We start from the raw sequence: 13,791 nt of genomic DNA, 5'->3' as shown, positions 1-13,791 counted from the left end.
AAACAAAAACCAATGGAAATCACCTTACAGCTAAAAAGACTGGGCAAAAAAAAGGTAAAACAAGTGCCTTTTACCTTAGAAGAAACTCCGCAAAATCTAGAAGAACTTTTAATCGGTTGCGTAAAAAATCAGGTAGCGGCTTTCAACAAAAAAAGAACGGAAGTCAATGTGGTCGGTTTTTTAAGTCCCGCAGAAATTCAAGACCAAGCACAAAGCGGAAAAGTAGATTTTGGCGATTTGGCAAATAAAGACCTAGCCGATGAACAAAAAGCAATTGACAATGTATTGCTCGCCTTTAAAGATGGACTCTTCGTTGTATTCATAGATGATGATGAGGTAACCGATTTAAAAGCACCCATAGAACTCAACTCAGAAAGTGTTATCGCCTTTATCCGCATGACATTTTTAGTAGGTACGTACTGGTAGAACTCGGAAATACCGGCAAGGCATAACTTACATACAGCACATGAACAAACAACTAAAACACATACAATTTTGACATATTTAGACCCAAGCATCAATGATGAGGTACAGAATTTAATGATAGACGTTTTTGAAGCTATCAAAACATCACAAGAAACAACGCTTAACGTAACCGAACTATTGGCTACGCAAAGCATCCTAGAGAATATTTTTGAAACAGTAAAGACCACCGGTTTTTACAATGAAGATGAAAATTTTAAACTGGTAAAAGCCATGAATATGGATACCGATGGTTCAACTACCGAAGAAGCACTTTTCAACAGTTGGGGCAGTATGGTGAAGACCATAAACACGGCTGCATCGCAAGAAGAATTCAATGCTAAATTTGCTTTGTTCGTGCCCATTATTTTAAAAAGAATGACGGCTATAAATTAAGGAGCGGAATAGTCATTCAATTAAATAGCACCATTTTTTTTACTTGTATCGGAAGAGATTTAATAGCTGCCTTCTTACTTTTTTACGCATATTATGGAATTCAATAAAAATTACCTTTCCACCTATTATAAACATATACAAACGGATGATAATTTCCCTGAAGCTTTTCTCTATGAGCTTTTTCTAGTGGGCAAAATGACCAGGGACAAGGAAACCATTAATGAAATTGCTGAATACATAGAAAAATATGGTACGGTAGAGATTAATGCTGCTTTTAAGACTAGAAGTAAGTTACCGGAAAAGGGAGATGACAGTGAAAAAATACTAAACTCATTTATCAATTTCACTTTAAAAGACCCGCTATTTCCATTAGGTAAATTATATGGCAAGCTAGGCTTTTTACAGGTTTTTGTGAATGAAACCCTTGCAGAGAAGTTAGAAGAACAACCTGCAGTAATTCAAAGATTTGAGGGAATAGAAAAACTCATAATTGAAATCGATTTGCAAGACAACATTTTAGAGCAATTTTGCAATATTAAAACAATCAAAAGCCTAGAAATAGAAGGTAGTTACCAAAAATTGCCCGAAACTATTGGGGGTTTGGAAAACTTGGAGGAACTAGAATTGGATCTGGAACATTTACAGCAGCTTCCCATTAGCTTCTTCAATTTAAAATCCCTAAAAGAATTTTCGTTGACGCTAAGTATAAAGGAAGGTGAGCAGCCTTTTGCATTACCTAATAGGTTTCATAAGCTTACGAAATTGGTTGAATTAAATTTTTATGACGCGGCTCTTGAAGATATTTCAGAACTTTTGTTTCCTGAAAACATAAAGGAAATAGGGTTTTATCGCCTAAAAAACATCAAAAAAATACCGAAATCCATTGTTTCGCTCAATAGATTGGAAAAATTATCGATTTTCGATTGTGCAGATGTAGCAGAATTACCATCCGCAGAATTAATGTTGCATAATCTATGGATGTTGCGGTTGCAAAAACTTCCGCAGATTCATTGTATTGAAGATAAGTATCTGTTTTTACCAAATATTAGGTCTGTGCGGTTAGATGAAAATGTTCAGATTAGTAATGGAAATACTGTTTTTGAAAATACAGAATTATCAATTTCAAACATTTCTTTACTGGAATATGTATTGAACCATCCTGAAAATTTTCCAAAGTTAAAAAAGTTGAAGGTTACTGAGTTATATGATTTTTCAAGCATAACCGTGGGCTTGGAACAATTAAAATCATTGGAAAGTATTGAAGTGTTTCAGTTGAAAAACAGCGAAATTCTATGGCGACACCTGGGTAAATGTTCTCAATTATCACATATAAAAATTGTAAATGCAGATGTAGAAACACTACCAGAAGATTTAAGGAATATAGAGAGCTTAGCAGTTTTGGAAATAAGTGATTGTTCTAATTTGGTACTGTATACGAACAGCCTGCCTGCTAGAATTAATGACTTTAAAATTGTGGGAATTAAGGAACTTGTTTCGGGTAACCGGCTTATTAGAACAGAGCGGACGTATTTAGATAGCGTACCGATACAAGATTTAAAGAACTTTTTTTGTCATTTTGTTGTTTCAAAATTACTATGGTCTATAACTGGTGGTGAACAGTTTTCTGAAGAAGACTTAACACAGTATTTGCCAGAACCTGAAAAGCTTAAAGAGCTAAAATCATATGGCACAACAGCTCACTTTCAAGATGTTTTAAAGTACTGTACCAAATTGGAGCGCTTGTGTTTAGCGAACAATAATCAGAGTAATTTGCCAATAAACAGCTTTCCTGCCAAACAATTAAAGGAGTTAAAATTAAAGTTATATAACGCAGGAAACTTGGAAGTTATTTTGGGTAATACACCTAATTTAAAAACCATATTTCTAGAACATTATAGGGTTGCCAATTCTTTTCCTGAGGTGAGATTGAACCAATTAGAAAATTTACATGTTTCTAGAAGTTCTTTGGCAACTTTTGAACCGTTAGAAGCCCCTGCGCTTAAAAACTTTAGTCTTTCATTGTGCTATGATTTTAATATGGAAGGGTATGAAAAGTTAGCCAAGTTTACTAGGTTAAAAAAAATACACTTTAATGGTATACATGATGATGTAGACAATGTTCCCGAGAATATAACATCCCTTGACCTTACGGAATTAAACTTTGGTTATCATATGAAGGCAGTTCCAGAATACCTAAAAAAGCTACAAAATCTAGAGACGTTGTATGTAGATAATATAGATTTTGATCACCTGCCAACTTGGATTGCGGATTTACCTAAGCTTACGCGTTTAAGTATTGACGGGTGTTCATTTAAGTATAGTGTTCCTGAATATTTTCAGAAATTAAAATTGAAAGAGCTCAAGTATTACATTTCAAAATTTAAAGGTAGCAATATGTCTCCTGAGAAGTATAAATATTTAATTACACCTGGTTATACTATCTTGAAAAAGGAGTTTAGTAATCATGTGAATACATACTTCTAATGGAATAAGTATATAATATCACTGAAAACGGGTAGTAATTTTAGCGCTATACGATCCATCTTTGCTGTTTTAAATTAAAACAGAATTATGGATTTTAAGACAATGCTGCAGCTACCTGTACTAGAAATTTCTCAGGTGCTCAAAACCCTTCAAGGAATAGCGGACGAAGAACGAAATAAGGAAAAACCCCAAATGCCCAACGTGTCAATCGGTACCAGTAGAGGTAATGTCTCTGGGTACTTCATTAATTATGACACGGAAAAAAGCATCGTTTTACTCGGTAATTGGTACGACCACAAACCAGATTTACAATACGTGGAGTTGCATTCCATTGTTTCGATCTCGCTAGGGAATATTGAAAATTACCTATATCAATTTTCAGATGGTAACATTCCTTTTACGCCGAATGCAGATGATGTGCCGACTCTACTTCAACTTAAAAAGGAGATTAGAGATTTAGAGCAATCAGCAGAAAAGATGTTGGGGAAAGCAATTACGATCAACTATGCGTATGAGGAAAAGCCAGACGATGTAGAGAAGTTCTATGCCAAGAAATCAATCTCAATTTTAGAGGGCACATTAGAATCCATAGCCACCGATACACTTGCCAAAGAAGCGTTCGTAAATGCGATTGCCAAAATCTCTTTTAAACTGGAGGAAGCGAATAACGTGAGCCTGGAAAATGAACTGCTTTCTATTTCCATAGATGTTTCAAAAGGGCTAAAGAGTGTCGCATCAAAAACTAAATTGCAAGATCGTATAGAAAAATGCTTGTAGCCTGTAAAGGTCAAAATTGCAGTAAACAAAAAAAAGGAAAGCCAATTAGGCTTTCCTTTTTTACTAACAACATAGTCTTTACAGACCAATATTCTTAAAGATTGTTCTCCAAGAATTCTCTAATGACCAAATCAGAGAAATATCCACTGTGGTGACCTCCCCAGCAAGCTGTAAGTGAGAAAACACCATCTGCTATCTTCAGTTCTTTTTTGTCTTCTGCACCCTCATTGGCTATGCAATACACTTCAATCTTGTTAATACTTTCCGCAATGGCTTCTTTACCTAAATCGTCGGTACAAACTTCTTTGAAAGCATCTGTAACACGCTGTAAACAAACGCTTGGTACAAATTTTATATAATCCATTTCAAAGGTATCCCAGTTAATGTTAATCGGTAATTCTTTACCTACTATTTCATTAATTTCGGTTTGGTAATCCCCTACATATTGTTCTTCAATTGCCTTAGCAGCTCTTTTTTCTTGTAATCCCATGATGAATATTTTAGATGTAATTTTGAATACTTCAAAGGTATTTTAAGGCGTTAGTTTCTAAGCACCCCTATTAAGTGAAAAGTAAAACTCACGGAATTCCGTGAGGTGTAAGGCAGGCAATCGTTCTAACTTCACTTTATAAAATTTCAGGTATGAAAACATTGATTATTATAGGCGTTTTAATTTTGCTGTTTTTCATTTTCGTAAACAATTTTTCTCGTTTTATGGGGGGAATCTCGACCAACAAAGCAGCTGACAATTTGGAGCAATACTTAGAAAAAGAACACAACGGCGAGCTAGGTTTTAGGGAATTGAATCGGTTTTTTAATGCCGCTACTATGAATCCGAATATGTTTACCGTAGTTATTTTCCATAAAGAAATACCTGAAATTGAATTCTACTGCCATGTAAACCCGAAAGAGCTGTTGGAGAATGATACCTTATCGTACTATGGAACGGAAAACTTAAAAATTGCGGACCTCTACGAAAGAGAACGCAAACGCTATGAAACGCGACAAAAAGTAAAAGCCGATTTTATAAATGAAATTAAAGAAATCAATTTTGAGAACGATAGGTTTGAAATTTTTATTACCGGGAAAATAAAAACAGCTGCTTTACATGATTTGATAGATAGGTTTGTCGCAAGGTTGAACAGCTCTTATGAGGAGTTGGATATTCCCTACACTATGTCTTTGTTTATCAAGACCGAAGCCCATCCCGAAGGATATATTGATATTCCGCTAGAGAATATTGAAAATCAATGGCAGCCGCAAATGTTTATGCTTTCGTCAAAAATGAGCGATTTTGATGCTATAGAAAATAAGATAAAAGAGCGTGTGCAGTCCGATTTGGACAAGTTGTATCCCAATTATGAAATAGACGAATCGTATAGAAAAATTATCTTGGATAAAACGGCATTGTCTAAAATTGCTTGGGTACAATACCTTAACGATACAACGATAGATAATGACAAAAACGAGAAATGGCAAAACCCTTTAACCGGACTCTATGTTACCTATTACGATATAGATACGGGGCATTTATATTTTGGGGAAATGATATCTCAGGAAAACGATAAAATTAGCTATGATGAGACTTTAGAACTCATCAAATTACGGGTTGAAGCCGAAGGGATTCAAATGTAAAAGTGGCTGAGTTTAGTCGAACAAGCCAGATTCAATGGCGTATTTTACGGCTCCAGTCGTTGTTTTTGAGCCTGTTTTAAGAAGAATGTTTTTTCTGTGCGTTTCTACGGTATTGACCGATATAAAAAGCTTCTCCGATATTTCTTTAGAGGTCAGTTCGTCTGCCAATAACGAGAGCACTTCTTTTTCTCGTGGGGAAAGCTCAATATTCTTATACTTTTTACGCTCAAAAATACTTTCCATATATCGCTGTTTAATGACTTCAGAAAAGTATTGCTCGCCGTCTAAAACCGTGCGTACCGCTTTTTGCAATTCTTCTTTACTGGTGAATTTAGGAACGAATCCGTCGGCACCTTTTTGAATGACCTTGTGTACCGTTCTATGATTATCTAACATGCTCAACATGATAATTTTTACGGTACTGTGTTTCTTTTTTATCTCGGTCAACAATTCAATACCGTCCATTTTTGGCATATTGATATCACTGATAATCAATCCTATTTCAAACTGGTTCAACAACCGCACCACCTGTTTTCCTTCCGTAGCGAGGTGTACTTCACCTATCTCGGGCATGTCGCCTAAAATAGTGTTGATGCCCTCAAGAAACATTAAATGGTCGTCTGCAATAATGATGTTGATTTTCTTCACGATGTCTGTTTTAAAGGAATATCTATGGTTATGGATGTTCCGCTGCTTGCACTGCTATCGATATCTAAAGAACCTTTCATTTTTTGTAAGCGTTCTTTTATATTTCGCAGTCCTATACCTTGTTTTTTATGTTCATGGAAGCCTTTTCCATTATCGTTTACCACAATATTCAAGTGGTCTTCGTGCTTGGTAAGCTGCACTTCTGCATTGGTAGCTTCGGCATGTTTAAGAATGTTGTTGACCAATTCTTGTACCACACGGTAGACATCGGCAAGAAGGGCATCGGGCAATTGATTGATATCTTCCTCCGGATAAAAAAACGTTTGAAAATCTATGGTGGCGCTTTTGGAAATCTGGTCTATAAAATCGCTCAAGAAATTCGTAAAACCCAGTGCGGCAAAAGCTGGCGGATGCAATTGATGCGAGAGTCCGCGCACATCGGTACAGGCATTATTTATTGCCGTTAATATTCTTTTGGTCTGCGGTTTTTCTTGTTGGTCTTCTATGTAATGCTCAAAAGCAATTTTAATTCCTGCCAAATCACTGCCTATGCCATCGTGGATCTCTCGTGCCAGGCGTGCACGTTCTTCATCTTGCCCTTGCTGATATTTTTCTACCGCAGATAACTTGTAATCTTTGATCATCTGGTTTATTTTCTGGTCGGCATTTTCTTCGCGCTGCATGCTCAATTCTTGCTGAACCTTCAATCGCTTAAAATATTGGTGACGCAGGATAAGCAGCGAAATCAGGACCAAAATGAAACCTGCAATAAAGGCATTTCTAATAATACGTTGTCTTTTTACCGTAAGTTCAGCTTTTTGCAGTTCGGCTTCGCCCAGTTTTTGTTCTTTTTCAAGTAAATCTATTCGCGTTTCTTTCAATTGTGTTTCATACCGCTCTTGTAGCTCGGCAACATATTTTTCTTTATCCAATGAGTTTTGCTGCGAAAGGGTACTCACCCCTTTTTCGTAAAATGCTAGTGCCTTTTTGTAATCACCCTCATCTTGGTATAGTTGAGAAAGGTTCTTGTAGATGTCCGATTTGTATTGTCTGATGGATTGTTCTTCGCCCATTTCCAAAGCTTGTTCAAAATAGGAAATGGCTTGTTTGGTATGCCCTAATTTACTTTCGCATAAACCCAGGTCGTTCAGAATAATGACCATATCCGATTTAAAATCGACTTCCTTTAAAAGGGACAAGGTTTTCTTTAAAGAAATAACCGCTTCTTTATACTTGTTCTCTTTGACCAACATTTGAGAAAGATTCATGTTGATATACGCAATTACCGCTTTGTTCCCTTCTTTTTCACGATAGTCTAGAACGGTTTTAAAATGCTCGCGAGCTGCATCATATTTTCCTTGCTCTTTTAAAATACTCGCATAATTGAAGAGGGTCACCAATACACCGTCATCATCGCCCAATTCTCGGTAGAGGTCAGCGGCACGGTCTAAATTTTCGGTCGCCTTTTTATACTCCTTTTGTAAAACGTAAAGGGTAGCTATATTTTGGTAGGCATTCGCTTCTTGCTGGGTGTCGTCCATTTTCTCGGCATACCGTAAACACTCCAAAAAGCTTTCCATTGCTTTGGGGTAATTGCCAAGATTTTTATAACCCAACGCCAAAATATTATAGCTTGCCGCCAAGCCGTTTTCCATCTCTAGCTCTTTTAGCAGTGCTATGGTTTTTTGGGTTTCACTTACGGCAGTTTTATAATCGCCCGAAATATTGCCCAGATTCGCCAGTGCATAATGCGCCCTGATAGTATGTATTTTCAGCCCTAATTTTTCACTTTCTTCAAGCCATTTTTGTGCAGCTTCCTTGGCTAATATGGGCTGCGAATACACGTTTTTTTGATAAACGTGTGAAAGCGAGTCCATTAGCTTGTTTTCATCTTTGTTTTGTGACCAACTATTCGTGTAAGCCCCTAAAAACAGGAAGACGATGAGAATTTTATGTAGTGTAATTAGCTTCATTTAAGAATGGGCAAAATTACCACCTTTAAGCGAAATGGGCAGCCTTAATACGCTTTTTCATTTCCTTTAATTCCTCTTGTTCCTCTGGGTGCATTTCAAAATTTAATCGTGCTAGGTTTTCCATGAGGTTGTGCTGTAGAAAAAGGTCTTCTTCGCTTTGCGATTTTGCTAATTCTTGCTGCTCCCTCAGTTGATTTTCGATAGGATTGTCCCTACTTAAAAGCATGGAAATATATTTGTTATACCCACCCATATCTTCCAATGCTTTGGCGTTGTTTTTTAAAGTGTGCAACAGGTAATTGAAATCTTTCGGGAATTCAAAAAACGCACGTTCCGGATAGCTTTTTAGTACATTTAGAAGGGCATCGTAGGCTTCTTGATGTCGTTGTTCATCATTTAAAATGTTGGCGTAGGTATAGTCCGTTTTGAACTCGCGTGCTTCAGGAACTTCTTTTTGTATGGTTTCGATAATAGTGAGGCAGAGTGAATTGTTAAAGCCCTCCTTGGCACAAGTCAACGCTAGTTTTAGATAGAGCGCCTTGTTGATGGCTTTTGATGCGGCTATCATTAACGATTCTGCAGCTGCAGTGTGATTGTCCAACATCCAATAGATTAAACCATTATTTCTGAAATCTTCAAAGGTTTCCGGTTGTTGATTTATGTTTGCTTCCGTTACATCTTGTAAATCCTCTGGTTTCTCAAGTAGAAAATCGTAAAAACAAATCCATTGAAAAATAGGATATAGTTCTTCTGCCAGTTTTCCCTGTTCGTGATTGTAAATGGCGTACTTGTAACATTCCTCGTATTCGCCCTGTTCAAAAATGGTTTCAACGGCAAGGTTGGTCGTGTTGAAATAGTCGTCGTCCCCATCAACGTAGTAATTGATTTCTGCTTGTTGATCTATGAAATACTGGGTGTAATTTCGTTTTCTTTTATTGATGATCATACGGTAGTGGAGCATCCACGGAGCATAGGAGCGGGAGTGTAACGGAAAATCTTGAAGCGCTTCGTTCAGTACTGCCAATGCTTCATCATCTCGGTGGAATTTAAACAAAGCCCTTGCCTTGAAAAACATGGATTTTAATGTGGGCGTATGTCTTATATGAAATTGCTTTACAGTATCTAGAACGCCCTGGTAACTTTCAATTCTGTTGTTCAGTTCAATTAAATACAGCAAATAATTATCCATGGTGAGTCCGTTTCTAAACGCCTCATGGTAGATTGCCCCAGCTTCTTGATATTTATTTAGGCTTTTAAGGTACATTGCTTTCAGGTTTAACAACAACGGATTTTTCTCGTTGAGCGCCAAACCTTGTTTTAAGCAAATTTCTACCGCATTGCTGTTATTGGAGTGAAAATATGCGGCATTCCCCAACAACAAATAATGATGCTGCGCCAGTTGCCAGCCGGAATTGACAAGTGCCTCCATAAAGACTTTGTATTCGGAAAAGTTGGTGAAATCGGTTTCCGGAAAATCTGGTTTCTGGGGAGCTTTTAATATTTGGGGAACCAGATCATAAATCATAAAAGCCTTGGCATAGTCTGCCAATACATAACGGCTCTGGTCCGTAAGGTCTAGCGTTTTCCATTCGCTCTTCCAAAGCTCGATCACTTCAACCGACCTGTTCTCCCATATGGCAACTTGAATATAGGTGAGTAATTTAGTCTTCTTGTCTAAACGCGTGTCTAGTTGTAGTCCCTTTAAGACTTGTAGATTATGGGTTGCAGAGGCTAAATCCAGCAATTGATAACAATCTGCTTCCTCGGTTGAGGTCACTAAATCGTCTAGTTGAGCCGATTGAATTTTCCATAGTAAAAATCGTGCTTCGGTAGTGGCTGGGTAACATTCCAGAATGTATTTCAGCACGGCAATGGCTTCGGTATATCGCTTTTCTACCTGTAATTTTAAGGCATAATGTATGTGAAGTGTTTCGTTATACGGATACTTTTGTAGCGCTTTTTCATAAACCGCTTCCGGACATGTTTGGTAATAGCTGCAGATGTATTCATAATCGGAAGCCAATACTTGACCAACCTGCTCAAGCGCTTCTACATATGAATGCATCACCTCTATATTCACCTTTTCAAAAGCACCCATATACAACATGAAAAAGCGGTAATACCTTGCATTATCCGATGGGTACGAATATCCCAGAACATCTAAATTATCTTGTATAGCCGTAATAACCGGGTTTAACTCGGCAAACTTTTTTTCGCTTAAAAGGCTATGCGCTTGTTCTATATATTGTACGACCTCTTTTCTTGTTAAGCTCATATGTTCCATTCTTTAAACCTGTCGGCATGGTGAATATTCAATCGTTGGTAGCATTCCCAAAGGGTTTCGGTACCGGGGTATTTACTAATGTCAGGTTCTGAAGCCCCGCGTATAAACTCATCGCCAATACACACATTTCGGTGAAATTCGCCCCAACTAGAAAATGCTTTTTTCATTCGAGCGTCCACGTCTTCCAAACGCATTGCTATTTCTTCGGGCTTTATAAAACCGAGAGCGCCACCTATGCGCATTAGAGAAACGTAATAGGCAAACTCATAACCGTACAGCTTTTGATCTTTAAGGCTAAAACGGTATCTCCAAACCAGTTTATAGGCATTTTTGCTCGTAGGGTTCTTTATGGCATTGAACTTGGCTTCAAAAGTATTGGTAGTATCGTTACGCAACTCCATTGCCAGTTTTTCAAAAGGGTTAGATGCCGTTTCACCTGTTTCGTAACGATGCAAACTGTTACGAAGATGTACGCCAGAAAGTATACCGTGTAGCTTGGCAATACGCTCTACATTTTTTAATTGTAGATGATCTTCAATATCAAATCCGTACCAACTATTTAGGTCCGCCTTTTTATAATTGTTCATCAAAACCAAGGCAGAAAGGTTGAGTTGATCTTGAATTTTTGATGTTATTTCTGCTGTCATTCTCTAAGCTTTTAAGTCGTTAACTACCTGCAATAAAGCAGTTGTTAAGTTTTCTGGATAGGCTCCGGAATTTGCCATTGCCTTTAGTCCCATCTCGTAAGAGCTTGCCATTTTACTGCCTTTTGCCAGTTGTACGAACAAGCTTCTGCATAAATTACCATAGGGTTCCAACGGGGTTTCAGGTGCTAGATCTTTATCTAGCAAGGTCATGTAAAGGGCTTGTATAAATTTAGCTTCAATGATAGGTTCTTCTGCCAACCAGGTTTTAAATGCTGTTGTGTTGGTATCCAAAACCTCAAGCAGTTTGCTGTCGCAGGTTCCTTCGGTTTTATAATTTTCTAAATTGTGTAGTACCGCATTGGCATATTTGGGGTCGAACGCTACTTGTGAAAAATCAATTTCAGATGTCTGTAGCTGTTCAATAAGTACAGCTTTCTCAGATTTTGGTTCTACTTCCTTATGGTAGTCCTGGAATTTATTAACTGCTTCTTGTAATGTTTTGCGATGCGCAAAGTGTGCTTTACTGTAGATGTACATGTTTTCTGCCGTTTCTTTTGCAAGGTTGTGCTCCATTAATTCTTTTAGGAAGTCCTCGAGGTAGTTTTCAATATCCGTTTGGATGGACTGAAAGAACTCGTTGGATTCAGCTTTCTGCTTACTCTTTTTATGGAAATCAAAAAGATGCATTAAAGCCTTGTTCACGAAAGATGTTACATTTTCATCCAATTCATTAAGGTAGGCGGCACTGCGTCTACCTTGTGTATTCAGCATATGTGGCACCCAAACCGACTCGCTGCCCAAACTATAATAGTAGTCGCTTAAGAAATTATACCAGCTTTGCAGCAGACCCAAGAACAAAGGGCGATTTTCATTTACATACTGCAATTGCGCATAATCATTACACAAGTTCAATACACTGTCGTCTATGCTTTTTAATGCCCAAATTTTATTAACACGGGTAAAATTATTGGTTTCTGCGAATAGTGCCGCTAAAGTTTTAACGAGTAGGGGAAGGCTATTTTTTCTGATTTCTTCCGTTGCTTCTTTGGCGGAATATGCCATTTTTTCTAGATAACCGAATAGACCCTCTTGGTTTTCTAAACTGAAAAGTGATGATAAAGTTTCACGAGCATCATAAAATGCTAGAATCAAAAACTGATTTAGAGGGTCAGATATGTTCGATGATGCAAAGCCTGAAATCCAGTTAGTCAGGTTGTCGGTAATTTGAAATACTTCTGTAATGAGATGTTCACCCGTAAGCTGAACGTTTTCATTACCCAAACGAACCACCGGAAGTTTTCCGTCTGAATTTGCCTTTAGAAATCTAGAAAATAAACTGTTGTATAGTTCAATTTGGTCTGCTATACCTGTTTTAGGATTACACTTTTCAAACCAAAACGGAATAAAGTCGACTGGAAGTACGGCGGAATTTTCTTCCGTTAGAATATGCTTTCCGAACTCTTGAAAAGCTTCTGTGTAAAAATTGCTACCTCTATCGGCTTTTAACCAATCTAAAAACCTTTTATAACATTGGTCCAGTTGTTCTTGTGGTATGTTTTTATCTCGGTTATTGAAAAGAAGTACGTCGCCAGCATCCCATTGTTTACTGCCTAAAGCAGTGATTAACGGAAAAATACCTTCAGAAGTCTGTAGGTTTAATAAGGCTAAACCTTCATCCTCTACAAATAAGAACCGTTCGTTTAAGGCATTATGCGCTGCATGTGCCAGTTCTGTATTTTCCTGATAAAAGGCAGCTAGTTCTTCACTCAACCAAGCTTGCATTACATTGTAAGCGCCCGGCAGATATACTTTTCCAACTGGCAGCATTTGGTGCATAGTGTTTACCAATACATGCCAATCTCCTTCGTAAAAATGCTGAACAAATTCGTTGTTAATTCTGAAGGGATATTTTGAAAATGTTTTATCTGCATTGCGAACGGAATAGGTTCCAGCAAGAATCTCATGAGTTATGCAATTCTGTATGATAAAATCTGAATTCACACAATCGCGAATATCAAGAGTACGATGCATCAAAAAACGCGCAACGGGCAGTGAAGCGGAAGATTCGCTGTGCACCAATGTTTTTAAAACGCTGAAAATTTGTGTTAGCTCATCCTCTGAAATAGCTTCACTTTGAAGAAAACCAAGATTAAAATACAGAAATGCAATCAGTTTTTCTGTGCTTTTTTTATCAGGATAAAACCCGTTTTCTAATAGTGGAAGCCAAGAAATTACGAATGCTGCTCCCTCTTTTTCATCGGCATAAATTTCTGGATGATAAAAGATTTGTTGTGCCAAATCCTCAGTAAAAACAGTTTCAATGTTTTGATTGTCCAAACTATTTTTTAGTTGCTCAAATACTTCGGTGTTTTGGCAGTCTTGTAATTCTAAAACCTGTAGTAAAGCTTTTGTATTAGGTGCTTCCAGCTCCTTGAGGTCTAACTTCGGAATTACTTTATTCTTGAAAATTTCTAACATGTAATTA

The 13,791-nt window shown here is 37.4% G+C and carries 11 protein-coding genes; 5 read left to right on the top strand and 6 right to left on the bottom strand.

Features of this window, described 5'->3' with window-relative positions:
• Window positions 1-12 precede the first annotated feature (12 nt).
• The 4 genes from P0077_RS03540 to P0077_RS03525 all read left to right on the top strand — a co-directional run bounded on the left by P0077_RS03540 (window position 13) and on the right by P0077_RS03525 (window position 4,119).
• Window positions 13-426, top strand: coding sequence for a hypothetical protein (locus tag P0077_RS03540; protein WP_276167784.1), 414 nt, complete (start codon window positions 13-15; stop codon window positions 424-426).
• A 69-nt stretch (window positions 427-495) separates the two neighbouring features.
• Window positions 496-858, top strand: coding sequence for a hypothetical protein (locus P0077_RS03535; RefSeq protein ID WP_276167783.1), 363 nt, complete (start codon window positions 496-498; stop codon window positions 856-858).
• Between the two features lie 93 nt (window positions 859-951).
• A complete protein-coding gene (locus tag P0077_RS03530; protein ID WP_276167782.1) occupies window positions 952-3,342 on the top strand; it encodes a leucine-rich repeat domain-containing protein in 2,391 nt (796 codons plus the stop codon).
• 87 nt (window positions 3,343-3,429) lie between these two features.
• Window positions 3,430-4,119, top strand: a complete 690-nt coding sequence (locus P0077_RS03525; protein ID WP_276167781.1) for a hypothetical protein — start codon at window positions 3,430-3,432, stop codon at window positions 4,117-4,119.
• Window positions 4,120-4,213: 94 nt separating this feature from the next.
• On the opposite strand, the gene P0077_RS03520 is transcribed toward P0077_RS03525, so the two are convergent.
• On the bottom strand, window positions 4,214-4,609 hold the full coding sequence (locus tag P0077_RS03520; protein ID WP_159303178.1) for a hypothetical protein: 396 nt from the start codon (window positions 4,607-4,609) through the stop codon (window positions 4,214-4,216).
• Between the two features lie 152 nt (window positions 4,610-4,761).
• Here P0077_RS03520 and P0077_RS03515 point away from each other — a divergent pair, with 152 nt between their 5' ends.
• Window positions 4,762-5,754 (top strand): hypothetical protein, encoded by a 993-nt coding sequence (locus tag P0077_RS03515; RefSeq protein WP_276167780.1) that lies wholly within the window; start codon window positions 4,762-4,764, stop codon window positions 5,752-5,754.
• A 12-nt stretch (window positions 5,755-5,766) separates the two neighbouring features.
• On the opposite strand, the gene P0077_RS03510 is transcribed toward P0077_RS03515, so the two are convergent.
• The 5 genes from P0077_RS03510 to P0077_RS03490 are packed head-to-tail and all read right to left on the bottom strand — an operon-like array spanning window position 5,767 to window position 13,784.
• Entirely contained in the window at window positions 5,767-6,402 is a 636-nt protein-coding gene (locus P0077_RS03510; protein WP_276167779.1) for a response regulator transcription factor, read from the bottom strand.
• Window positions 6,399-8,375, bottom strand: a complete 1,977-nt coding sequence (locus P0077_RS03505; RefSeq protein ID WP_276167778.1) for a tetratricopeptide repeat-containing sensor histidine kinase — start codon at window positions 8,373-8,375, stop codon at window positions 6,399-6,401. Before P0077_RS03505 ends, P0077_RS03510 begins: the two co-directional genes overlap by 4 nt.
• 25 nt (window positions 8,376-8,400) lie before the next feature.
• Window positions 8,401-10,650 (bottom strand): tetratricopeptide repeat protein, encoded by a 2,250-nt coding sequence (locus P0077_RS03500; protein ID WP_276167777.1) that lies wholly within the window; start codon window positions 10,648-10,650, stop codon window positions 8,401-8,403.
• A complete protein-coding gene (locus tag P0077_RS03495; RefSeq protein ID WP_276167776.1) occupies window positions 10,647-11,306 on the bottom strand; it encodes a DUF1266 domain-containing protein in 660 nt (219 codons plus the stop codon). Before P0077_RS03495 ends, P0077_RS03500 begins: the two co-directional genes overlap by 4 nt.
• A gap of 3 nt (window positions 11,307-11,309) precedes the next feature.
• Window positions 11,310-13,784, bottom strand: coding sequence for a hypothetical protein (locus P0077_RS03490; protein WP_276167775.1), 2,475 nt, complete (start codon window positions 13,782-13,784; stop codon window positions 11,310-11,312).
• Window positions 13,785-13,791: the final 7 nt, after the last annotated feature.

The sequence above is a fragment of the Zobellia alginiliquefaciens genome (genome assembly GCF_029323795.1).
Lineage (GTDB): Bacteria > Bacteroidota > Bacteroidia > Flavobacteriales > Flavobacteriaceae > Zobellia > Zobellia alginiliquefaciens.
The sequence above is the reverse complement of the archived record's forward strand: the minus strand, read 5'-3'. Positions and strand labels throughout refer to the sequence as shown.